Annotated in this window: 26 protein-coding genes and 1 pseudogene; 3 read left to right on the forward strand and 24 right to left on the reverse strand. The window is 41.2% G+C overall.

Annotation, left to right across the window (positions count from 1 at the left end; translation table 11 throughout):
* Window positions 1-115: 115 nt before the first annotated feature.
* Window positions 116-1,207 carry a CotH kinase family protein gene (locus BIV60_RS27190; protein ID WP_071358786.1) on the reverse strand — a complete coding sequence of 364 codons (1,092 nt, stop codon included), beginning with the start codon at window positions 1,205-1,207 and terminating at the stop codon, window positions 116-118.
* Between the two features lie 186 nt (window positions 1,208-1,393).
* Here BIV60_RS27190 and BIV60_RS27195 point away from each other — a divergent pair, with 186 nt between their 5' ends.
* Window positions 1,394-1,726 carry a CotG/ExsB N-terminal domain-containing protein gene (locus BIV60_RS27195; protein ID WP_141770578.1) on the forward strand — a complete coding sequence of 111 codons (333 nt, stop codon included), beginning with the start codon at window positions 1,394-1,396 and terminating at the stop codon, window positions 1,724-1,726.
* A 121-nt stretch (window positions 1,727-1,847) separates the two neighbouring features.
* Here BIV60_RS27195 and BIV60_RS27200 read toward each other — a convergent pair whose 3' ends face one another.
* The 21 genes from BIV60_RS27200 to BIV60_RS27295 all read right to left on the reverse strand — a co-directional run bounded on the left by BIV60_RS27200 (window position 1,848) and on the right by BIV60_RS27295 (window position 21,830).
* Window positions 1,848-2,579: a DsbA family oxidoreductase gene (locus BIV60_RS27200; protein ID WP_071358788.1), complete on the reverse strand. Its 732-nt coding sequence runs from the start codon at window positions 2,577-2,579 to the stop codon at window positions 1,848-1,850.
* 88 nt (window positions 2,580-2,667) lie between these two features.
* The gene (locus BIV60_RS27205; RefSeq protein WP_071358789.1) at window positions 2,668-4,029 is read right to left on the reverse strand and encodes an FAD-binding oxidoreductase; all 1,362 of its coding nucleotides are present in this window, start codon (window positions 4,027-4,029) and stop codon (window positions 2,668-2,670) included.
* Between the two features lie 136 nt (window positions 4,030-4,165).
* On the reverse strand, window positions 4,166-5,701 hold the full coding sequence (locus BIV60_RS27210) for an amino acid permease (RefSeq protein ID WP_071358790.1): 1,536 nt from the start codon (window positions 5,699-5,701) through the stop codon (window positions 4,166-4,168).
* Between the two features lie 20 nt (window positions 5,702-5,721).
* Entirely contained in the window at window positions 5,722-5,862 is a 141-nt protein-coding gene (locus BIV60_RS29975; RefSeq protein WP_177177412.1) for a hypothetical protein, read from the reverse strand.
* Between the two features lie 304 nt (window positions 5,863-6,166).
* Window positions 6,167-7,117, reverse strand: a complete 951-nt coding sequence (mdh, locus tag BIV60_RS27215) for a malate dehydrogenase (protein WP_071358791.1) — start codon at window positions 7,115-7,117, stop codon at window positions 6,167-6,169.
* 45 nt (window positions 7,118-7,162) lie between these two features.
* Entirely contained in the window at window positions 7,163-7,555 is a 393-nt protein-coding gene (locus tag BIV60_RS27220) for a BMC domain-containing protein (RefSeq protein WP_071358792.1), read from the reverse strand.
* Between the two features lie 2 nt (window positions 7,556-7,557).
* Window positions 7,558-7,839, reverse strand: a complete 282-nt coding sequence (locus tag BIV60_RS27225) for a EutN/CcmL family microcompartment protein (RefSeq protein ID WP_071358793.1) — start codon at window positions 7,837-7,839, stop codon at window positions 7,558-7,560.
* Window positions 7,840-8,517, reverse strand: a complete 678-nt coding sequence (locus BIV60_RS27230) for a hypothetical protein (protein WP_083402495.1) — start codon at window positions 8,515-8,517, stop codon at window positions 7,840-7,842.
* Window positions 8,514-9,167: a phosphate propanoyltransferase gene (locus BIV60_RS27235; protein WP_071358794.1), complete on the reverse strand. Its 654-nt coding sequence runs from the start codon at window positions 9,165-9,167 to the stop codon at window positions 8,514-8,516. The genes BIV60_RS27230 and BIV60_RS27235 overlap by 4 nt, the downstream gene beginning before the upstream one ends.
* A gap of 31 nt (window positions 9,168-9,198) precedes the next feature.
* Entirely contained in the window at window positions 9,199-9,492 is a 294-nt protein-coding gene (gene eutM, locus BIV60_RS27240; protein WP_071358795.1) for an ethanolamine utilization microcompartment protein EutM, read from the reverse strand.
* Between the two features lie 20 nt (window positions 9,493-9,512).
* On the reverse strand, window positions 9,513-11,036 hold the full coding sequence (locus BIV60_RS27245; RefSeq protein ID WP_071358796.1) for an aldehyde dehydrogenase family protein: 1,524 nt from the start codon (window positions 11,034-11,036) through the stop codon (window positions 9,513-9,515).
* Between the two features lie 19 nt (window positions 11,037-11,055).
* Window positions 11,056-11,709 carry an ethanolamine utilization microcompartment protein EutL gene (gene eutL, locus BIV60_RS27250; RefSeq protein WP_071358797.1) on the reverse strand — a complete coding sequence of 218 codons (654 nt, stop codon included), beginning with the start codon at window positions 11,707-11,709 and terminating at the stop codon, window positions 11,056-11,058.
* 12 nt (window positions 11,710-11,721) lie between these two features.
* Window positions 11,722-12,768, reverse strand: coding sequence for an ethanolamine ammonia-lyase subunit EutC (gene eutC / locus BIV60_RS27255; RefSeq protein ID WP_071358798.1), 1,047 nt, complete (start codon window positions 12,766-12,768; stop codon window positions 11,722-11,724).
* Window positions 12,765-14,147 (reverse strand): ethanolamine ammonia-lyase subunit EutB, encoded by a 1,383-nt coding sequence (locus BIV60_RS27260; RefSeq protein WP_071358799.1) that lies wholly within the window; start codon window positions 14,145-14,147, stop codon window positions 12,765-12,767. The genes eutC and BIV60_RS27260 overlap by 4 nt, the downstream gene beginning before the upstream one ends.
* 16 nt (window positions 14,148-14,163) lie before the next feature.
* Window positions 14,164-15,618, reverse strand: coding sequence for an ethanolamine ammonia-lyase reactivating factor EutA (locus tag BIV60_RS27265; protein ID WP_071358800.1), 1,455 nt, complete (start codon window positions 15,616-15,618; stop codon window positions 14,164-14,166).
* 209 nt (window positions 15,619-15,827) lie between these two features.
* Entirely contained in the window at window positions 15,828-17,087 is a 1,260-nt protein-coding gene (gene eutH, locus BIV60_RS27270; RefSeq protein ID WP_071358801.1) for an ethanolamine utilization protein EutH, read from the reverse strand.
* Window positions 17,088-17,706: 619 nt separating this feature from the next.
* A complete protein-coding gene (locus BIV60_RS27275; protein WP_071358802.1) occupies window positions 17,707-18,207 on the reverse strand; it encodes a EutP/PduV family microcompartment system protein in 501 nt (166 codons plus the stop codon).
* Window positions 18,208-18,292: 85 nt separating this feature from the next.
* Window positions 18,293-18,634, reverse strand: a complete 342-nt coding sequence (gene eutS, locus BIV60_RS27280; protein ID WP_071358803.1) for an ethanolamine utilization microcompartment protein EutS — start codon at window positions 18,632-18,634, stop codon at window positions 18,293-18,295.
* A 108-nt stretch (window positions 18,635-18,742) separates the two neighbouring features.
* Window positions 18,743-19,315: an ANTAR domain-containing response regulator gene (locus BIV60_RS27285; RefSeq protein ID WP_071358804.1), complete on the reverse strand. Its 573-nt coding sequence runs from the start codon at window positions 19,313-19,315 to the stop codon at window positions 18,743-18,745.
* 4 nt (window positions 19,316-19,319) lie between these two features.
* Window positions 19,320-20,753 (reverse strand): sensor histidine kinase, encoded by a 1,434-nt coding sequence (locus BIV60_RS27290; protein ID WP_083402496.1) that lies wholly within the window; start codon window positions 20,751-20,753, stop codon window positions 19,320-19,322.
* A gap of 207 nt (window positions 20,754-20,960) precedes the next feature.
* Window positions 20,961-21,830, reverse strand: a complete 870-nt coding sequence (locus tag BIV60_RS27295) for a GNAT family N-acetyltransferase (protein ID WP_071358805.1) — start codon at window positions 21,828-21,830, stop codon at window positions 20,961-20,963.
* A gap of 91 nt (window positions 21,831-21,921) precedes the next feature.
* Here BIV60_RS27295 and BIV60_RS27300 point away from each other — a divergent pair, with 91 nt between their 5' ends.
* Window positions 21,922-22,341, forward strand: a complete 420-nt coding sequence (locus BIV60_RS27300; protein WP_071358806.1) for an acyl-CoA thioesterase — start codon at window positions 21,922-21,924, stop codon at window positions 22,339-22,341.
* 26 nt (window positions 22,342-22,367) lie between these two features.
* On the opposite strand, the gene BIV60_RS27305 is transcribed toward BIV60_RS27300, so the two are convergent.
* The gene (locus BIV60_RS27305) at window positions 22,368-23,090 is read right to left on the reverse strand and encodes an NAD-dependent protein deacylase (protein ID WP_071358807.1); all 723 of its coding nucleotides are present in this window, start codon (window positions 23,088-23,090) and stop codon (window positions 22,368-22,370) included.
* Between the two features lie 75 nt (window positions 23,091-23,165).
* On the opposite strand from BIV60_RS27305, the pseudogene BIV60_RS27310 reads away from it, so the two are divergent.
* A pseudogene (locus BIV60_RS27310) lies at window positions 23,166-23,719 on the forward strand (GNAT family N-acetyltransferase).
* A gap of 81 nt (window positions 23,720-23,800) precedes the next feature.
* Here BIV60_RS27310 and BIV60_RS30085 read toward each other — a convergent pair.
* A partial coding sequence (locus BIV60_RS30085; protein ID WP_218145963.1) for a hypothetical protein occupies window positions 23,801-23,990 on the reverse strand: 190 nt, incomplete at its 5' end.

A 23,990-nucleotide genomic window follows, 5' to 3' on the forward strand; every position in this document is an offset into this window, starting at 1 on the left:
TATTTATATTAATACATAAAAATTCGAACATCAACCTTCCTATTAACAAAAAGAATTTTCAAAAAATTATTATACAAATAAAAATAAAAGCAGGTACTTGAACAGCATAAAGTACCTAACTGAATATCGTTAATTTTTTTTGAAGGTAGTTTTTTCTTTCTTTTATATAAGTGGTTATGACTTCCAACTCTTGATCAAACTGATTTATTTGTTGTTTTTTATAAGGGTCCTGCAAGACAGAGGGGCGAATCGATTGAAGAAGCTGTTCAGCAACTGGAATCATGTATTCGACGGTAAATTTATGGTTCATGATATCCTCGAGCAGCTTTCGATATTGCTTGCGAAAGCTGTTTTCATTTAGGATTCGGGCCGTTAATGTGTTAAATCCATCGATTGGGACATAATCAGCTTCCATTCTCTTCCCATTCACATCCCTTCCCCAGGTCGCATCATAATCCCAAGGGATGACCTCGAACTCCCCAGTGGCTCCATTGCGATAGAGTGCGTAATTATGAACAAAACCGTCGTAGTTTGATGTAAATATCACTCCTGCAACCCAGCGTAGATATTTTTCTACATTCAAATATTTTGGGATTTCCTTTTCAAATTCTACTTTCGTCAAGGTATTAATTTTATAAATGAATTCCTGCAAATGGTGCTCATCTTGGGCCGTTCCCCATTTCCGTTCATAGCCTAACATCAACGATTTTTTCGTTTCTTTATCCAAATCACTCATTAGCGAAAAATTTGCATCTCCATCGACAGCATAAAAAATGGCACCAGTTGAGTGACCTCTTCGATTAATAAAATTTTCATCAACCGACTCGATTTCCAAATAAACGCCTTCTACCTTCCCGTTTATTGTCAATAATACATGGCGGGACTGAGGGGCAAGGCAGCCGATTTCTTTAAAGAAATCAAATGATAATTTATTTCGGACGAAGGAAGGGTCTTTAAACTCCGCGTTAAGGTGGACCACAGAGGATCCTTTATATTTCTTTGGTTTGTAGAATACAATTTGATAGGATTTTTTTGCAAAATCACGAATATGGGATCCGCGGTAGCTAAGATCAATTTCGAGTTTCTCCCCTTCAATAGCAAGCCTTGCCGGGACGGGGTCGTCTATCCAGATATCTCTTTTTAGTTCCCGCAGGTCGCTTGGGTTAATGAAGATTTTGTATTGAGGTAAATTTGTAGTCTCGTCCATGATGTTCCCTCCTATTTTATTGGTATTCATTTAAAATTTTTAGGTCACCAGCGGACAACAATTTACGGGCGATTGGGCGATTGCCCCAAACAAAAATAAGCCAATTTACGTAGATTGATAAAAGAAGAGAGAGGTTATGTCATTTTCGTTTTCAATCCCTCTTTCGTGAAATAAGGAGGTGCAATTATGAACGATTTTTCATCAGAAGAGATTCAGAGAGCTGCAGAGGAAGTACAACGAGGCGGATTTGGTGATTTTATGTTCAGAGATCCAGGATTTGGCCGTACTTCACGCAAGGCTACTTCAAGACGCAATACTTCTAGAAAGCGTACAACAACAAGGAAAAAAACTTCACGTAAACAAACCTCTAGAAAAGTCACTTCTAGAAAACCTACAACCAGACACCGCAATCATTGCGCAAATCGCTCCAACTGGCACACCACCGTTCGGGGCAACCAAGAAATCAGTACCTGCTGGGACGACGGCAACATGTGGGAAATCAGAATCCGCAATCGGTGACAAATAACGGTGACAGGCACCGTTCGTGGACTTTTTGGTTATTTTGTTCTCCTCAGGTGGACACTTTAAATATAAAACAGGCACCTTCTTTTAGACGGAAGGTGCCTGTTATTGGATAGGGTTATTTTTCTTCTGGGATTCCGCAGCTGCCATCTGTGCAGGTTGCGTCGGCCGCGCTCTCAGTTGAAAGATCTTTTAGTACTACAGGCGCTGCTGTTTCTTCTTGCCAAACTTGCTGAAGTGCACCTAAGAAGGTTTCTGTTGGCTGCGCTCCAGAAATAGCGTATTTTTGATTAATGACAAAATACGGAACACCGCTGATGCCGTATTGCTGGGCTATCGCTTCATCAATGCGGACATCATTGGCAAAAGCTGTTTGGTCTTGAAGAGCAGTCAATGCTTGTTGACGGTCTAACCCGGCAGATGCTGTAATATCTGCCAATGTTTCATAATCACCGATATTCTTTCCTTCTGTAAAGTAGGCTTGAAGCAGCTTTTCCGTTACCTCAGCTTCTTTTCCATGTTCTTTGGCAAATTTAGCTAAGCGATGGGCATCAAATGTATTCGTCGGCTTCATTGTATCAAAGTGATACGTTAATCCCACTCCTGCAGCCTGTTGGCCCACCCCTTGGTTCGCTTGTTTTGCCTGTTCGATACTCATGCCATATTTGGAAGCGAGTACTTCGTGAATGGATTTATCAATGTTTTTTGGTGAGTTTGGATCAAGCTCAAAGCTTTTAAATTCAACCTCGACCTCGTCTTGATTCGGGAATTGGGACAAAGCCTCTTCTAATCTACGCTTACCTATATAACAAAATGGACAAACAAAATCTGACCATACTTCAATCTTCATGTTTACACCTCGTTTTCTGGGTTAGTGATAGTGTAACATAAGGAGCAGAAAAGCCAATGTGAGTTGCTCATTCTGTTAAAAAGATCATTTAATCAAAAATCTTCCCCGGATTCATTATTTTTTTTGGATCTAGCACCAATTTAATCTGCTTCATCACATCCAAAGATTCTCCATGTTCCTGGCGCTGATATTTAGTCTTACCAACCCCTACCCCATGCTCGCCAGTACAAGAGCCGCCACGGCTGAGAGCATAATTCACCAAATGTGCATTCAATTCCGCCGCTTTTTTCATTTCCCCTGGATCATTCACATCAATCATAACAATCGAATGATAGTTTCCGTCCCCCACATGTCCCAATAATGCGCCATCCAGGCCAATCCGGTCAATTGCTGCGCGGGCATCATGAATAGCACCACCCAACTCGGACATCGGAACACACACATCGGTAACCATCATTTTTTTTCCAGGAGATTTATGTACGAAGGCATAGGCTAAATTATGACGGACCTCCCAAAGCTGTGCACGTGCCTTTGAATCGGTCTCAAACAAGAACTCATCACAGCCATGGTCCTTAGCAATTTTTTCAGCAAAATCGGCATCATATTCTAAACCTGCTTCATTACCATGAAATTCCATAAAAAGTGTCGGTTTAACAGGATAATCTGTGTGATTATATAGATTGACCTGCTGGATGGAACGGGCATCTACTAATTCAATCCGTGCCATTTGAATCCCCGCAGCCATAATGTCTGCTACTGTTGCCACCGCATCATCCACACTTGGGAAAACAGCCCGCGCTGCACTGATCACTTCTGGAATCCCGTAAACACGCAATGTTAATTCGGTAAATGCCCCCAATGTTCCTTCAGAGCCGACAAACAATCCGGTAATATGATAGCCCGAAGACGATTTCGCGGTCATGCTACCGGTGTGAATGATGCGGCCGTCTGGCAGGACCACTTCCAAATCACGGACTTGGTCCCGCATGATCCCATAACGCACCGAGGTCGTTCCGCTCGCATTTGTCGCCGCCATTCCGCCAATCGTTGCATCCGCACCGGGATCAACTGGAAAAAACAACCCATATTTCTTTAACTCTTTGTTTAATTGTGTCCGTGTTACTCCAGGCTGTACACGCACAAGAAAATCATTTGGCCGGACCTCTAAAACCCGATTCATTAACTGAAAATCAAGGGAAATCCCTCCTTGATATGGAATCACATGCCCCTCTAAACTTGACCCAAAGCCAAATGGTGTAACCGGTATTTCATGTTCATTTGCAAACTTTAAGACCGCACTGACTTCTTCTTTACTATTTGGAAAAACAACCACATCCGGCAAATGCGGCGTGTGATAGGATTCATCTTTGCTATGCTGCTCCAAAACCGTTGGATTTACCGTAACCTGATCCTCAGGAAGAATGTTTCTTAACTCATTTAACAGTTCCATTTTCAGCTTATCTCCTCTCGAATATTCAGAAAAGTAATACTAATATAACAATTATAAAACACCAAATAAATTTTTTAAACTTTGAAGGTTAATAGAACACTAAAAAGGTGCCAGACAAAGGCACCTTCTTCAAAAACTATTTTTTCCCATGCTCAAATTCATCTTCCAGTCTTCTAATTTCATCCACTGATTTTTCCAGCGCCGCCTGTGGACCTTTGAAATGCTTCTTATAGTATGCAAGATCCATAATGACCAATAGCACGAACATTCCAATCAGGGCATAGGCCGCCATTTGGTTTGGCGGTATAACCATAATAATACAAATGAAAACAATCCAGATTAAGCTGATGACGTTTACGGGTTTGCTCCATTTTCCCAGCGCCCAAGGACCGTAATGCTTTGGTAAAAATACCCCCTTCGCTTCGGCTATAAGTTTAAGATAAATAGGGATTCCGTAAGCCACATACAAGCCGACAACACTTACCGCGGTTAAGAAGGCAATCGTTGAATAGCCTGCATTCGGATTAACAAGTTTCGTAATGTAATCAATCAAGGCTAGGATGAAGGAAAGAATGACAGCAAGCCATATGGCTTTTGCCGGCGTCCGGAATTTCCTGCTGATTTCTGCCCAATGGCGGCTGAGCGGCATCCCATTGTCCCGTGAAAATGCATACATCATCCTTGAAAACGATGTAATCGAAGAAAGACCACAGAAGAACATGGCAAAGGTTACAAGCCATAAGACGATGTTTCCAAAGGTTCCGCCAAGTGCCTTACTAATGACAAAAATAAACGCGTTATCCGAGTTCACCGCACCATTCGCATCATGAATCGAAAGCGTCACAAATGCCAGCATAATAAAGCCAAAAACAAACGAGAAGGCAACAGAGTTAAAAATTCCCCATGGGGCTCTCACCCTTGGATGTACGGTTTCTTCAATCGTATGGGCCGAGGCATCATACCCTGTAAAAGTCCATTGTGCCTGCAATAAACCGATTAAAAAGGCCAGGAAATATGGTTTATTGGAAAATGTCTGACCGACATGGAACAGATAATCAATCGGCTGCAGGCTATGCTTGGTGAAAAACGCTAAACTGACCACTAAAATAGCAACAACTGCCATGTGGTACCAGGCCGAGAAATCATTTAATTTTGCGACGATTTTGATACCAATATGATTGAGGATTCCATGTAATAGAAGGACGATGCCAAAGACGATTAAGGTGGTGGTATCAGTAGATTGATAGTTGAAGATTCCTGCTAAAAGTGGGTCCGCGAATAGGGCAACGGAGTAATCGATTCCGGCGACGATGCCAATTTGACCAATTAAGTTTATCCAAGCGGTGTACCAGCCGATTCGGGTCCCTTTTAAAGCTGCGGCCCAGTGATAAAGCGCTCCGGCTGTTGGGATGGCTGACGCCAATTCAGATAGTGAGGCAGCAACCAGCATGACAAAGAAGGCAACGATTGTCCAGCCAAAGCCCATCATTCCAGGACCACCATAGGTTAATCCGTGACCGTATAAGGAAACAGCGCCTGTTAAAATCGAAATAATGGAAAATGAGATCGCAAAGTTTGAAAAGCCGCCCATGTCGCGGAGGAGCTCTTGGGCATACCCGTAACGATTGAGGTGCTTTTTATCCTCGAGCAATTGTTGATCCCTGCTCTTCATTCTATTTTCCCCTCTCTTGGTTATTTTTCTGGTTCATTCCCAACGAAAATTTCATGTTCTTCATCGTTAAAAGACCTAACATTCCTGTTTGCCTTCATTCCAATGGCTGTACCGACCACAAGCGTAAATACAATCATCGCAATACCGACTACAACCCCCATTCGCTTCCCTCCTTTCGGTTTAAATATAAAGACCTAAATTGGTCAAGTTATCACTATACTATTCTATTAAATCATTAAATATACATTGTGAAATTTTCACATGGTGCCTGTCATCCTTTATCTCTGTTTCACAAAAAGGTTAGGTTTGCTTTTTCCATAACACAAACAAGGAAACCATACTTAAAAAGTACACTGTAATCGCACCAAACACGTAAAGGATCATTAGAGTATTTGCAAAATATCTTCTGCGAAACGATAAAAAAGGCACCCTCCATAATTCTAGAAGGTACCTGACGCTAAGAACCTATTTTTTGGCTGTTGCAAGAATCGTCATCACATTTTGGACGGATTCTACGGATTTGTCCAGTGCCGTTCTTTCCTCTGCAGTCAAAGGAATTTCGATGATGCTTTCAATTCCGCTGCCGCCTAAGATGGTAGGCACACCTAAATAAAGGTCATAGTAGCCGTATTCGCCTTCAAGATAAGCAATTGATGGTAAAATTCGTTTCTTATCTTTTAATATGGCTTCGGCCATCTGGACCATCGATGCAGCAGGAGCGTAATAGGCGCTTCCCTGCCCTAGCAGGTTAACGATTTCGCCGCCGCCTTTGCGGGTTCTTGCCACAATGGCATCTATTCTTTCTTGCGGAAGGATTTTTTCAAGCGGGATTCCGCCTGCATAGGAATAGCGCACTAACGGTACCATATCATCACCATGGCCGCCTAGGACAAAACCGGTAATGTCTTCTACCGATACATTTAATTCCTGGGCAACGAATGTATTAAAGCGTGCAGTATCCAATACGCCTGATTGACCGATGACACGGTTTTTCGGAAAACCGGTCGTTTTATAACAAACGTATGTCATGGCATCGACTGGATTACTTAGGACGATGATATAGCTATTTGGTGCGTATTTTTTTACATTTTCCGAAACCTCAATCATGATTTTCTCATTGGTTGCAACTAGATCATCACGACTCATCCCTGGCTTTCTTGGAAGCCCCGCAGTGATGAGTACCAAATCAGCATCTTGAATATCTTCATAATTGGATGTACCGGTAATGTTAGCATTGAAGCCCTGTACGGGACTTGCCTCAAGCATATCAAGGGCTTTACCCTTTGTTGGATTGGTTTGCGACGGGATGTCAACAATCACGACATCACCAAGTTCTTTTTGAGCCAGCATCAGAGCGGCAGTTGCCCCGGTAAAACCTGCCCCTATAATGGCAATTTTTCTACGTTTAAAAGTCATGATTCTCCTCCGTTCATTACCAGATCATTTTATCTGAATAGAAGATTATTGTTCTTCCTCTAATTTTGCTGGTTTACTTTTAAAAGAAGATTCCGCTTTCTTTTTGGAAGAACCTTTTGCTGCCGGATCATTTTCCTTTTGCTTATTGGCTTCGTTCACTTTATGATCTTTTTTTAATAACACGTCCCTGATGGATTCATCCGGATGTGGGATCACATGAGCAGAAATAAGCTCACCAACCCTAGCCGCTGCTTCTTTCCCAGCATCAACTGCTGCCTGAACAGCGCTGACATCTCCTTGTACCAGAATGGTTACAAGCGCTGCATCTACCTTTTCCTGCTTTACCAGCGTTACATCAGCAGATTTTAACATCGCATCTCCCGCAACAATGGAACCAATTAGGCCTCGTGTTTCAATCATTCCTATTGCTCTACCCATGATTATTCACCTACTTTCGTCTCTACATCAATTGAATCAATAATTCCGATAACGAGGGCATCAATGGGCAGTTTTTTATCATTGGACATATTACTAGCTGCGCTCCCCCGGGTAACGAGAACCTGGTCACCAAATCCAGCACCAATCCGGTCTACGGCAATAAAGGGCATGCCAGCAGACGTTCGATTGGGCATTTCCGGCTGAACAATTAAAAATTTCAATCCCTTCAATTCATCCTCTTTCCTGGTAGCCCAGACATTTCCAATTACTGTGCCCATTTCCATTTATCTTTTCGCCCCTTTTGATTCAATTACCTTAATGCGTTTTCCCATTTCCCGCGCAGTATCACGCGCGAGAGGGGTAATAATTGTCTGTTTATCGACCACAAGTTCGTCATCACGGCAATCTTGAACATCTCTTTGTGTTAACAGTTTTTTCTTTTCTGAAATTGGCGACTTAGCCGAAATGGTTTCGAGCACTTCTTCCGTTCCAACCACAAAGCTTTCGAGCGTTTCGACATTCGCGCCAAATTTTACTAACCGCTGCTTATATTCGAGCAGTTGTGAAACATATAGCATATTTTTGGGATTCCCGTTAAAAAGGTATTTCTCCAGATAAACTGTCGGTATGATTGAGACGGGTATAGATTCTAACAGACACCACGAAAGCAGCTTGCTCTCGTTTGTGTCAAAAATTCCAAGTGCCCCTTTCGCCAGTAAATCCTGTGTTGCATGTAAAAAGACTACTTGGTCGAAATGCTCTGACCTTACCTTTTCAAGTTCATTGTTATAAATTATTTCCCACTTTGATTCAAGTTTTACTAAATATTTAGGCTCAATCAATAATGGATCCCCGACAACCAGAAGTTTCTGCTTGGCTGTGTTATTGAGCTTACCTTGCGATGCGGTTAATTGCTTGATCACTTCAAGAACAATTCGCTCAATTATCTCTTGATCCATCATAGTGCTGCCTCGTCTTTAATGAGTTTCCCCTTTGTTTTCCCAGTAATGAGACCGGCATTGGCCTCATCTGTATCGACATGCATTTCAAGCTTATATCTTGGAGAGACACGAATCAAAACCTTCCCCAATGTGACCGGCCGGATTCCGCTGACCTCCACTTTGACAAAATCTCCATTCGTCACGTTAAATCGGGAGGCATCGTCTGGACTCATATGAATATGAGCCTGAGCAATAATTAATCCTTCTTTTTTATAAAGGCTCCCTTTGGGTCCGACTAATGTGATCGGAGCGGAACCTTCGATATCACCGGATTCTCGAAGCGGAGGCTTGCTGCCTAATTTAACGGAATCTGTCTGGCTCACTTCCACTTGGGTCATATTACGCGCAGGACCAAGAATGCGCACTTTTTCAATGCTCCCTCTTGGCCCCACAATCGTAATGGTTTCATTTGAAGCGAATTGACCAGGTTGTGATAAATCCGCTTTTTTCGTCAGCTGATAGCCCTCACCAAAAAGGGCTTCCAAGTCACTTTTGCTTAAATGGCAATGCCGGGCAGAAACAGCCATAGGGATCGAATTATCAATTTCAGCAGCACCCTTTAACCGGGAAACTACTTGTGCCACAATTGCTTCGATAGCTTGTTGATCCATGTTTCATGCTCCTAACATTATGAATCTTCTATTATTCTTTAATCTCTAATTTAGGTAAAATGCTTTCAAGTTCGTTGTGCGGGCGTGGGATGACATGAACAGATATAAGTTCGCCAACACGCTGAGCGGCAGCTGCACCTGCATCAGTTGCAGCCTTAACTGCACCAACATCACCGCGAACTAATACTGTAACAATTCCGCCGCCGACATGTACTTTTCCGATTAAATGAACATTTGCTGCTTTCACCATTGCGTCAGCTGCCTCAACAGATGCTACTAAACCTTTTGTTTCAATCATTCCTAATGCTGTTAATTCTCTACTCATTTTCATTTCCTCCTAATATGTTAATTTGATATTTTTTGAATCACTTGATTAACCATTTCTGCAATGACATTTGCGTTGACTTCACCTTTTGAACCTGTTTGTTTCAATACTTGGTCAATAATATGTTCAACATCCAGTGTTTCCTTTTCAGCCTTCTTGACTGGACTTGCGGATGCTGATGGTTTAGGAACAGAAACGTCTTTAATGCCATAAGCCATTCTTTTAATGTTAATGAGGTGACGCACTGTTACGTTATCACCTGTTATGTTACCGCCAAAGGAACCGCAGCCTAGTGTTAACGAAGGCGTTAGGCCGGTGGTAGCACCTACAGCACCAATAGATGAAAGCGTATTGACCATCAATCTTGATACTGGCATTTCGAGGCCAAATTCTTTTGCAACTGCATCATCGTTTGTATGAAGGGATAAGCTATGCCCTCTTCCTCCGAGATTCAATAGTTTTAAGCAAACCTCTTTTGCTTCCTCATAGCTTTCCGCCGTATAGAGTGGAAAGACAGGAGATAATTTTTCAATTGAAAACGGTACATCCTTGCCAACCTTTGACTCTTCAGCAATCAACACCCTTGTTTCGGATGGTACAGTGACTCCCGCCATTTCAGCAATCTTGCATGCCGATTGGCCGACTATTGCCGGATTTAGATGCCCATTTAGTGTAATGACTTTTTCCACTAATGCCTTTTCATCTGCATTGAGGATATAGGCGCCATTATTTTTAAACTCACGGATCACCATTTCCTTGATATTGCGGTCAACAACAAGAGCTTGTTCCGTTGCACAAATCGTCCCGTTATCAAACGATTTACTATCGACAATCATCGAAACGGACTTTGAAATATTAGCGCTTTTCTCGATATAGCAAGGAACATTTCCTGGACCAACACCATAAGCTGGTTTGCCGGAACTATAGGCTGCTCTTACTAAGGCCCCGCCGCCAGTTGCTAAAATGACGTTTACATCCCTATGTTTCATTAATTCATTTGTTGCAGCCATCGATGGCTTCGAAATCCAGCCAATCAATCCCTCAGGTGCACCTGCCTTTACAGCAGCCTCCTGACAAATTTTCAATGCTTCGACGGTACAATTCACTGCACGTGGATGCGGGCTGACAACAATCGCATTTCTCGTTTTTAATGAAATTAATGTTTTAAAAATCGCAGTTGAAGTTGGGTTGGTAGTTGGGATGATGCCGGCAACGACCCCAAATGGATAAGCAATCTCCGTTACCTTTTTAACCCGGTCTTCACGGATGATGCCTACTGTCTTTTCATCCTTAATCGATTCGTAAACGGCCATTGAACCCACTTCATTTTTCATCTTTTTATGCTCCACGACACCCATACCGGTCTCTGTTACTGCCATTTGAGCAAGCTCAAGCGATTTGGCATAGGCAGCCTGGGCTACCTGCCGAACAATTTCATCTACCTGTTCTTGGGTATAGGACAAGTATGTTAATTGCGCTTTTTTTGCCCGCATTACGGCATCACGCATTTCTTGAATCGATTGGAGATCGTGATCAAATGCCACTATTTCTCACTCCCTAAAATTAATATTTGACTGGATTTTCAGCGATATCAATAATCGCATCACGAAAGGCATCAGCTGCTGCCTGGCAGGCAGATTGCGAGCCAGTTAACAGCCCGCCGCCAAAGTTGGTTTCGGATGGAGGACCGAAAAACTTAACCAATTTGACATCAGCAGCCTTTAATGCGGCATCTAAGCCGTACACCGCTTCTAGCGGCGGTGCAATTAAATAGGCAAGCGCCTCGCCTTGTCTAATTCCTGCTTCCTTCGATAAATAGGATCCGGTGCTTGAAACTACATGAGCATAAAGGGCATGAGTTTTTTCCGGATTTAGTGCTTCAAAATAGGCGGAAGTTTCAGCCGTTTGCCTTACCGCATCCACCCCGCTTTGAACTTCATCAGGCGATGGACCAGCTAGAATACCAATCATCTCTCCTGACAATGGCCCCGAGGCATGCCCTGAACCAGCATAAAATGAGCGGGCATAGACAACGTCCACATCTGCTCTTTTGGTTGCCTCATCAAGAGCGGTATAGCCAATATCATCTACTGTCGATGTAAAAATGGCTATACTCCGGTGATGACTTTCAAGATTAAAGTGCTTCGCCAAATCAGGGTCAACATTTGGAATAATTCGAACAGCTAAAATATCAGCATAAATACGTTCTAAAGCCAAATTCCTTCCCCCCTAGCCTTCCTTTTGAACAAGCGAAACTCCGCTCGCTTCATATTTTAATATTTTTTGAATAATCGTTCCGATATAGGCACCGGCCTCTACTGGCGGGATCCCGCCTTTATGGATGTTTGAAATGACCATCCGGTCCGCTTCAATCGTCCCTGTTCTTGGCATATAGCATAAATAGGCGCTTAAACTTTCCGCACTGACAAGCCCCGGGCGTTCGCCAATAAGCAGAACGACAACCTTTGGCTGCAACAGCTCACCCACATCATCCATAACGGCTACCCGGCCCTTTTCAATATAGAAAGGTGTTCCAGTATCAAGCCCGAGGCTTTTCAGTGATTGTTGAAGCGATAAGTAAACGTCCTCGACATTTTCCTCTACCGCACTTGAGCTAAGGCCATCGGAAACGATGATTTGAACGGTTGGAGCCTTTTGGCATTTTTGGCTAATCTGCTGCTTCGCCTCATCCGACAGTTTTCTGCCATAATCAGGACGGCGGATATAGACTTCTTTATCGTTTACCTTGGTGCTGACTTTAAAAAGATTAAGGCGCTTTAATAGTTCTTCGTTCACATTGCCATAAACTGCATCAACCGCAGCAGCGTGGTCAAAGCGGAATTTTAACCAGGTGTCCGTTTTGGGACGTAACCCTGCCCTGCCAATTCCAATACGTGCAGGAGTTTTGCTCTTCAGTTCCTCCAATTCCTCGGGATTAAAAGGATTTTCAATTCCAGAGGAAGGATGGATGATGTCTCTCGCTAGGTCATTTTTTAAGTTGGATGGTTCATTCTTTACTTTAGAAGCTGTCTTTGTTTCTGAATAGCTGCCAAATGAAATCAGATCATTTGAATCTGTTTCCATCCCTGTTGTGTTTGATTCCATTACCGCAGTATGCTGTGGGTTTATTAATGGAGACCCAGACGTATGATCCCAAAATTTCACAGCCGCTTGTGACACTTCCTTTGAAATGGCTGTTTTCTGGTCAGGCACATTTTGTGTTTGTAATTTTTCTACAATCAGCTTTGTGACTTTCTCTATTAACTCTGGATTCATGTTAATGAACTCCTCCCTCTAGAAAAAATGGTGGGGTCCCCGGCAATTTTACTTAATCTGCCGTTTTCAAGGATACCCATTTTTTCAAGCCATTCAGCAAAGATTGGGGATGGACGTTTGTTCATCGTCTGCCTTAAAGTGGCCACATCATGGTAGCTCATCGATTGATAATTCAGCATACAATCATCACCCATCGGCGCGGCGATAATAAAATTCACACCGGCAGCTGTCAAAAGTACCCCTAAATCTTCAATATCATTTTGATCCGCTTTAATATGGTTGGTATAGCAAATGTCTACCCCCATCGGGATACCGTGCATTTTCCCCATAAAGTGGTCCTCTAATCCGGCACGGATGACTTGTTTATTGTTATACAAGTATTCGGGTCCGATAAAGCCGACAACCGTGTTAACAATATACGGGTCATAGTGACGAGCAAAACCGTAGTTTCTTGATTCCAGTGTCATTTGGTCGATTCCAAAATGGGCTTCCGCAGATAGTTCAGAGCCCTGACCGGTCTCAAAGTACAATCGCTGCGGTCCTGTTCCGGTTCCTAAGGTCCTGGCCATGTCGTTTGCTTCATCTAACAAAGAGGGTGTTATCCCAAACGAACGGTTTGCAGCTTCAGTGCCTGCAATACTTTGGAAAATCATATCGGAAGGTGCTCCTTGTTCGATCGCCTTCATTTGTGCTGTCACATGGGCGAGTACACAGTTTTGTGTTGGGATCTCCCATTCTTGAATAAAATTATGGGTAGCGTGCAGGAGACGCTTAACACTTTCGACGGAATCATCAACAGGATTAATTCCAATGACTGCATCCCCCATCCCATATGATAAGCCCTCTTTTAAGGAAGCAATCATGCCTTCCACGTTGTCTGTCGGATGGTTTGGCTGCAGACGGGAAGCGAGTGTGCCTTTATACCCGATAGTGATATTACATTTGGTTAAAATTTCAATCTTATTTGCCGCATGGACAAGGTCAAGGTTGGACATGAGTTTTGCCACGGCAGCAATCATTTCACTATTCAATCCCCGGCTTAGACGTTTTAAATCTTCGCCAGTAGTTGTGTCGCTTAAAATATACTCACGGAGTTCTGCCACCGACCAATTTTTAATAGATTGATAAACGGGTTCGTTCAGCCCGCTTTCTATAATTTGCGATACTTCATCCTGTTCGGCCGGGAGCATTGGATTTTCGCGAATATCACCCAGTGACAAATAGCTGAGCACTTGTTTCGCAGCAATCCGTTCCTGGACCGTTTCAGCTGCTAATCCAGCTAAGCGGTCACCCGACTTTTCTTCATTTGCTTTTGCAAATAAATCTTTTAAGGAATCAAATTGATATACAGTACCTAAATAGGTTGTTTGCAGCTTCATGGATCATCCTCCTCTCTTAATGATGGAACGTTAGGGTTTTAACCACCACTGGGACTACACTGGTTTGCAGCAGATTGCCAATATCAATATAATCACCATGGTCCACACGAATTTGATCAATACAGATAATACTTTGGTTTGGTTTTTGAACCTTAATTGATTGGCCAAGAACCTTCGCATAGTCACTTTCCAATACAATGACCAATGGCTGGTCAGGATTTGGTTTAACTTTGATTGATTCAAGGATGACAGCAGCCAGTTCTTGCACATCGCGAAAACCTACATACGGAAGTTCCGTTAAATAAAGGGCGTAATTTTGACCGTCACGCTGCGAATCATAGATTTCAAGCGCCTGCTGAACCGCCTTTTTCATTCGTTTTAAACCGGTTTTTAAATCATGTTCAAATGGAACTTGATAGACTGGGAGGTTTCGAATCGGTAAATCGCTTTCTTCTACATGAATCGTCGCACCGCTGATTTCGGTTGTCTGCGTTCCAGCACCTAATACAGTAGCCCGTACAGTTTCATCTGGTTTGACCCAATGCCACTGGGACAGCAATTTACTTTCCCGAAGTGAACCGGCAAGCATTTCTCCAATGTCATCATATTGAGCGGAACCCTGTGCCTCCACTTCATAATGATAGAGGCATTCACTTATTCCGCCTGAGAACATAATCTCATCAATTTGTTCTTTCCAATTTGGTTCATGACCTAGGAGTAAAGGCTGATCGGTTACAAGCAATTCACGCTTCAGCATCCTCGCAATAACAGCAGCCATAAAATCGGTTAGCTTTCCGATCTCATCTCGATTTCGATGGTCCCCTTCTTGTAATGCATTAAAAGGTAACCCCTCTTGCTGATATAATTTTTTTATAGGAGGTGATATACTTTTAATCCAATTTCCGTTAAATTCTATTAACCTTCCGCCAACATGTAAGGTACAGGTTCCGCACAATTTCCCTGATTTATAAACAGCAACATTTGCTGTCCCCCCGCCAATATCGATATTGGCAATAACTCTCCCAGTTTTTTTCGAATATTCATAGGCACCTGAACCTTTAGCGGCTATAATTCCTTCCAGGTCTGGTCCAGCGGTTGCAACTAAAAATTCCCCTGCATGATCAGATAAGTGATGGACCATCTCTTGGGCATTCTGTTTTGTTGCTGTTTCACCGGTAATGATGACGGCTCCTGTTTGAATATCATTTGGAGCAATTCCAGCTTTTTCATATTCGTTTTTAACGAGCTCGTCAACTGCCTTCATGTCAATTACGTGCTGTGATAACAAAGGGGTACGATAAATCGGGCTGTGGTGCAAAACCTCTTTATTAATAATCTCAATTCGCGGCATATGCATGCCGCCGGCCATATTCATTAGCGAAAATTTACTAATTACAAGCTTTGTAGTACTCGTACCAATATCAATACCTGCACTTAAGATTTCCTCTTGCTGTGGCTCGTATTTTTTAATGGAGCATCACCTCGTTCAAGCACATACTACAAAAAAAGGCACCTTATATGAGCCATCCTTCGCCGGATAGCATCATATAAGGCGCCTTTGCCTTTGTATATTCATTTATATATATCTATGATAGTATAATTTTTCATTTTTGTAAAGGGTTTCAGGTGAAAAAAGATGATATCACTTATCCAATACAACCCCATTGGCCGCTGTATTTTTTATCCAGCAATGCGCTCTTCGTCCTGTTTTGGCAAGTATTCATCCTCGCCAATTATACCAGCTTCACGGTCTTTCTTCTCTAATTCTAGTGCTTTTGGTACCGATAGCAAGTAGGCAAGGCAGATACCAATGATTCCGGCAGAGAATTTCCCGATCATAATTGGCAAAATCAATGTTGGTTGAAAGTTTGCTGAAAAGGATAAGTGATCACCAAGTAAGAACGCCGAACAAACAGCAAACGCAATGTTAATAACTTTATCCTTAGGCGGCATCGTTTTTATCAGCTTAAACATCGCAAGAATATTAGCAATGGTAGCCACTAGTCCAGCACTTCCTGCTTTACTTAAACCAATTTTTCGTCCAATAGCTTCAAGCGGGCCGCCGGCATACTTTTGTAGTAGATACACCATTGGGAAGGCACCCGCAAGCATAATCCCAATATAACCAGCTGTTTCAAGTGCGCGGAATTGGTCAATTTTATCAGCCATGATTGGATGGAAGCCCCAGCTGCCAAATACAGTAGAAAATAAACCAGTAAAAATTTCAACAATCGAGAAGACTAACACAAGTTTAATTCCAGCATCCATAATTCGTCCAAACCACATAAAGGCTTTGATCATAAAATCAGGCAGGAAATATAAGCCTAAAGCAATCGCCACGACGAAAATGACTAGCGGCAGTAAATTTAATAGAATATGTCCATAACCTAAAGCAAATTGGTATTTTGCTTCTCCAGTAGTTGAAATAAAATCCCGCACTTTGGAATTAGAAAGAAAAATGATGGTACTGGAAATTAAGGCACCAATTGGAATCGTTAAGACACCCGCCATTACCCCAAGTGCCATATATTTATGATCGCGTTTTTCAAGCATTGCAAGTCCCATTGGAATGGAGAATACAATCGTCGCCCCTGCCATAAAGCCGACAATCATAGCCATAATCCATCCTTCTTGAGTTTGCCTTAATGCTTCAGCTAATTGATATCCACCCATATCCGTTGCTAAAATTGAGGTGGCCGCAATCGCCGGGTCTGCACCAATGGCCGAAAAAAACGGACCGCATACTTTACCAATGAACCACGATAAATATGGAATCGAGGCCATGATTCCTGCCGCGGGCACAAAAATATGACCAACCGCATGAAGACCTTCCATAAATTGTGCCCCTAATCCCTCATCACTGTTACGAATAGCCGCAAATGCCCCAAGTACGGCACAGGTCATAATGATATAGATTACAACAGTTCCTACCATTTCCATGTGAAATTCCCCCTTGATCATATTCCTTACCATTTATTAAAATGGAAAATGTAAGCGCCCTACTAGTGGTTAACCTGTTCCATATTAGGCAAATTCACCTATAACCTTAAACGCAGCTGATTTCCTTCCAGATATTTCCACAAAAAAAGACAAAAAGGTGCCCTGCGGTTTCCGAAAAGAGAAAACCACTTAAGCACCTTTGCTTGGTCTATTCACTTGTAAGAGTTTGTGCGTAATATTTAAAATAATGCGCCTTGCTACATTTTCCAGTGGTACCTATTTGTTGATCTTATTTTTCTCAGTTTGCTATTGCCAAATTTCAATTTTTTCACTTAAAAAAGCTTAATATCTTTATTTCTTGAAAAACAAGCTCATCGTCGACTTTGACAACGCTTCCATTCTATTGCTAACTTTGAGAATACTGTTATGTTCATTTCCATCAATCGAATGCTGAATGCATAATCATTCTTATGCTCAGCTGTTTTTTCATATAATGATTCTCCTAGCAAGACAGAATATATGAAATTATTATACGGTCTTGTTTAGAAAATTGTCAATATTGTTAAGAAGGTTACTAGGACAAATAAAGATAGACAGGCAAAATGATAAAGGCTTTTCATTAAAATATAACATACGGAGATGGATGTTTTTCTAGATATTGTTTCATTTCTTGTATGGACCTTAAGTTGACTAGATTGCGAATCTCCTCGATTCCTTCATTTTTAACGGAAGAGGTAATGACAATCGGTCCCCTATTTACAATTACCTTTTTTAACAAGGTGATGGCCATTTCAACATCTGCTTGGTCTGAATCACTTTTTGTAACGACCCCAATAGGAATTTTATTGATTCCGGTACTAAATCCAGGCGGAAAAATCATTTTTTTCTTCGTTGCATCCTGTAAATAAAGAACGTGGGTCACTTCTAACGCAGTTGCCATAATATTTTTATAGTAGAATGGATTTTCACTATATTCTCCCGGTGTATCGACAATCCAATCATAAAAAATCAGTGACTGGGTTTTAACAGCAGGCACCTCACGGCCAAGTAAAGCGTTCGTCAACGTTGATTTACCTGCCCCAATGGAGCCTATAAGCATGGCACGGTTCTTAATCGTCATTAAATTTCCTCCTTACTTGATCGTGTTGACGATATTTAATCATCTTGGGCAGATATCAAAAATTTCAAAAAGATATCACCAAATCTTAAGACTTCGTTATCTCCGACGGAGTATACTTCAGCGTTTCTGCCAGAAATCGGTTGATCTCCCGCATCGCCATTTCCACCTCAGAAACATTTCCGACAATTACCAAACTACCGGTAAATCGATCCAAAAACCCTAAATGAACGTTCGCTGATTTTGTCGCTAAATCCCCGGCAATAATCACCGTCTCACTTGGGGTCAATGTCAAAATCCCTAATGCCCCGGCCTCCTGGATTCCCAATTTTTCAAACATATCCGGGTCCGGATTAGCGATTATATGGCTCAATGTGACCTGCTTCCCCGGAACAAACTCCTGTATAAATCGCTGTTTTTCTTCACTCATAACTTTCACCACTCCAATTAATAAAGTTAAAAAAATGCCTAATAGATTTTATTTTTATTAAAAAATAAAATCTACTAAGCACCATTGCTTCATCTATTCACTTGTCATCTAGCTTGGGTACTTCAAAATAATGTACTTTGCCACCCTTTCTATAGGCAGCTGTTTTTTCATGCTGAGGTCTCTCATCTTATTGTAAGCCGCATCTTCAGGTAAATTCAATTGTTTCATTAAAATTCCTTTTGCTTTTTCCACAAGCTTGCGGTTTTTCAATTCCTGATTCATTTCTTCTACTTTTTCTTTGTAAAGAATAGCATTTTCCGCCTGCTTCAAGGCGATTTCAACCGCTGGAATCAGGCTTGCCTCTGAAATCGGCTTTACCAAGTACCCTAAAATATTTGCTTTTTTCGCTTTTTCAATATATTCCTTCTGACTATAGGCCGTTAACAGCAAAATCGGGATATTGAACTTATTGGAAATAACCTCACTTGCTTTTAAACCATTTAACTTCGGCATTTTAATATCCATGATGATTAAGTCAGGTTTGAGGTTGTAGGCTAATTCAATTGCTTTCTCGCCATCAGATGCTTCAGCAACAACATCATAACCGGCATCTTTTAACATGAGCGAAACATCCAAACGGACGATGGATTCATCTTCAACTACTATAATTCGCTTTTTCATTCAATTATTCCTCCCTCAAAAAGGGAAATTCGACGGTCGCAACCGTGCCTTCACTTGTTCCTTCAATAGTAAAATGTCCCGATAAATCGTGTTCAATCATCATTTTAACAATATCAAGCCCTAATGATGGTTTCATGCTAGGAGTGTAGCCAATCCCATTATCTCTTACAAGAACCCGTATGGATGATGCCTCTTCTTTGATGACCACATAAATTTTGCCTTCGTTCATCTTTGCAAAAGCATGCTTTACACAATTTTGAATTAATTCATTGATAGTAAGAGCAACCGCAACAGCCAAATTCGATTTAATATATATCTTTTTTCCTGAATAGTCAACCGTGATCTTTCTTCCTTCATGGTCCTCACTAAACACCAGCATATTCCCGATTTTCTCTATTAAACTGACAATCTCCACATCATCCTGATTTTGTGAATTGGATAATATGATTTCATAGACAGAGGCAATACTTAAAATTCGGTTTAGGCTTTCGACGAAGTGGACCTTGCTCTCCTCGGGAATCCCTCTTCGCATCTGCAGCCGCAATAGGCTTGCCACCGTTTGGAGGTTATTTTTCACACGATGGTGAATTTCCCGGATTGCCACCGTCTTTACGGTCAGCTCCCGCTCCTTTTCGCGCAGCTCTGTTAAGTCTCGAAAAATGATAAACGACCCACAATTATTCTCATGTTGCACAAAAGCAATTTTTTTCATTTGAAAGACTTTATTATGAATCATCACTTCTTGAATGACAAGTTCATCGGGAAGCCGACAGATTTCTTCCAAATTAGGAAAATAGGTAGTAAAAAGTGTTCCCCTTTCGAATTCTAGCGAACACATTTCTAACACAAGGTTCATCGCCGCAGGATTTGAATATTGGATCCGCAAATCCTTATCAATGATAAATAAGGACTCTTCAATCACTTCCGGAATAAATGGCTGATTTTCAGCCATCCCCAATAATAACTCACTAAGCGTCTCGTTGGCTTCTGTTAACGCTTTCAATTTGCTCTGATTTTGAAGCTTTTCGCTGATATCCTTCTCCATAATCAATGTGCCAATAACCCTGTTTTGTACTCCCGCAATCGGAACCACACTTTGTTCGACTTTTTTCCCTTCCTGGGATAGGGCATGATTGAGAAAAAGGGGTTTGCTTGTCCGAAATGTATAAAAAACGGCAGGTTCAAACGTTTCATAAGCAAATTTTCCAATAACCGGATTTTTATAGACGGATTTTGCTGTAGTAGGTGCCGCCTCGGCCACCACAATCGCATGCTTTTTTTCCCGAGTTTGACAATCGATAAATACATTCGCTTGATTCAGGTCTGCAATTAACTGCAGGTTTTGAACCACTTCTTGAATCTTTTGGATATCTTCATCTGATAGGTCTGTATGAAGCTGACATAAGGTTGCAACGGTGTCCATCTCAGTTTTAATCATGTCTTAGCCCCAATCTATTAATATATAAAAATATTGTATACATCATTTTTATTAGTGTCAATCTTCAGTTTTTTCATAAAAAGTCTCTAAGATGGAGAGTGAACATAAATATAAGCCTGGAATATTTATGTAGGGAGAAACTGAGACAATTTTTGTTTATGTAACAAAAAAAGCATTGGTTAATCTAAAAAACGCTGCTTTTTCATATTAAAGAGTCAGATACATCTCATATTGCGCTAGCGTGCCTTTTTGAAAACCATGCTTTTTGAAAAAGCCTTCAAGTAAACTATTATTCGGAAATCCCGCAGCCATTTTTGTTAAATTAAGATTTTTAGAGGCGGCATGCAAAAGTTGTGTTGCAATGCCTTGATTGCGTGCATTTTTATCAACCATTAAAAAACTGATTCCGCCGTTTGAATTAATCGAAAGGCACCCAACTAAGTTATCATTTCGATATGCTCCAAAATAATGGTTATTGGTCAATTTTTCTAAAAAATCGATATCATTCTGCCAGTTGATATGGTAGGTCCACTTTTGAATCCTCTTTTGAAAGTCATTAAACTCAATATTTCTTATTTCTGCTTCTGATTTCCTCCCTTCATGACTTAATTGAGATAAATCACTGGTGGTATAGTATACAATGTCGTAAACTTTTTCATAGCCTAATTTTTTATAAAAATTGATGGCACGGTCATTTCCAACAATCACTTCCAAAAAAAGTTGTTTACATCCTTGTTTTACTGCTTCTTCTTTATGGAATTCAAAAAGCTTATGGCTGATACCTGTTCCTCTGAAATTGGGGTGAATCGCCAGTGTTCCACAACGCATCGTTTTGATGGCTTCATAATTTTTAATGCCGCCTAGTATGACTCCGATAGGCTGCTCTTCATAAAAAGCAATGAACGAAGTGTCTCGTCCATTGCCTTCAGGGCCAAAAAAGCGTTGGATAAAATCCGGCTCTGAAATTCCCATTTTTATGATATAGTCCGAAAAACCATCTTGGAAAGCTTGATGAATGAAAGAATCCTCTACATGGGAGCATTTTTTATAGCTAATTTTCACTTTGTCAATTTTCATTTTGGGACCCCCTTAATCAATCTTCTGATTCTCATTTTAACTGAATATTTAGTATTATAAAAATAAACCCCTATGAGAAAGGTGTGTTGTTATGACAGAGGATTTTCGTTTTTCTCACCGTCTAAAGGTTCGTTATTCGGAAATTGACGGGCAAAAGATTGTTTTTAATGCCCACTACTTAACGTATCTTGATGTAGCAGTCACTGAATATTTTCAAGAAGTTTTAAAGCTTAATGATGATACTGTATTTGATTATGTCCTAGCTAAATCTACACTCGAATACAAAAACTCAGCATACTTATACGATTGGTTGAACATCTGGTGCCGCATGAAGAAAATGGGAAATACCAGCATGACAATGGAATATAAGATTACAAGAGAGCGTGAAGAAGACCCCATCCTTATTGCCGAAATTATCTATGTTTCATATAATCCGGAAACTAAATCATCCAAACCAATTCCTGAATTTGTCCGGAATCGGATTGAAGATTTTGAAAGAAAAAGTTTTTAAAAGAGCTGGGAATTTATTTCTCTGCTCTAATGGGTTAATTCCCTGAGCAACTCACCGATTTTTCGCTGGTGAATAACTAAATCGGCAAGATCATCCATTTCGGTTGGCTCCATATTAATGATAACGAGTTTTGCTCCATTTTCTTTTGCTTCTATAGGAAAAAAGTTTGCTGGGGATATACTTAAGGATGAACCGAGAACAATATACAGCTCAGCTTTTTTCGTCTCATTGACTGCTTGAACAAGAGCTTTTTTGGGCAATTTTTCACCAAATAAGACAACAGAAGGCCTGATGAAACCGCCGCATTCACAGCCAAGCCTTTCTTCCAGAAATCTTTCAATTGGAAAAATCGTTTCACACTCTGAACAGTGACAGGTTCTTAATGTTCCATGTAATTCGGTAACATTTTGGCAGCCAGCTGCCTGATGAAAGCCATCAACATTTTGGGTAATAATTGCTTTTAACTTCCCTTCCTGTTCCCATTTTGCCAAGATTTCATGTCCAATATTAGGTTTATATTTTTCAGCGATTTCAATTCGATGTTGATAGAATTCAATAAACCCATATCGATTGTCTTTCATCGCCTCTGTACTCGCTAAAATCATAGGATTTTGGTCATTCCAAATTCCTGCGGAAGCTGAGCGGAAGTCTGGCAGGCCGCTTTCCGTGGACATTCCGGCACCTGTAAAAATGACGGTATAATTAGATTTCTCCATCATTTGTTTTAAGCTTTGGATTTGATCTTCCATTCCTGGTTCCCCCTATTCTTTTATATTCCAAGTTTCATCTATAATGGAAATAACTAACATGAAGAATGTGGTTTAATGGATTTTGAGTTGCCAATTTTAGAAACAGAACGTCTTATTCTTAGAAAAGTAACCCCGGAAGATTTAGAAGACATTTTTTCCTATGGTTCGAATGAAGAGGTAACAAAATATGTAACTTGGAATACACATCGGACGTTAGCGGACTCTCAAGTGTTTGTTGATTTTGCTTTAAACCAATATGCGCAAAAACAAATTGCCCCATGGGGAATTGAATGGAAAGTGACCGGTAAAATGATTGGATCTATTGATTTTGTTTCTTAGCTTCAGCAGAATAAGGTTGCGGAAATCGGCTATGTTCTTTCTCCGGATAATTGGGGAAAGGGAATCATGACGGAGGCTGCAAAAAGAATTTTCCGATATGGCTTTGAAGAAATGGATTTGGTGCAAATTCAAGCAAGATGTTTTGTTGAAAATATTGGATCAGCGCGCGTCATTGAAAAAGCAGGCATGTCGTTTGAAGGCATCCTTAAAAAGTAGTGTTTGTGAAAGAAAAGCACTGGGATTTAAAAATATATGCGATTTTAAAGGAAGAATTTCTTAAAAGTACATAGTGAGTGTGCGTTCAGTGACCGATGATCTGGATTTTGTGATTTATCGGGCATCGAGACCTGCCTTCGGTGACCGTGATCTTCTTATTTTTTCTTCCTCGGGCATCGAGACCTCGCTTCGCTGACCGTAATCTTCTTATTTTTGCTTCCTCGGGCATCGAGACCTCGCTTCGCTGACCTTGAACTTCTTTTTTTTGCTTCCTCGGGCATCGAGACCTCCCTTCGCTGACCGTGAACTTCTTTTTTTTGCTTCCTCGGGCATCGAGACCTGCCT

The organism is Bacillus sp. MUM 116 (genome assembly GCF_001866655.1).
In the GTDB taxonomy this organism is placed as follows: domain Bacteria; phylum Bacillota; class Bacilli; order Bacillales; family Cytobacillaceae; genus Neobacillus.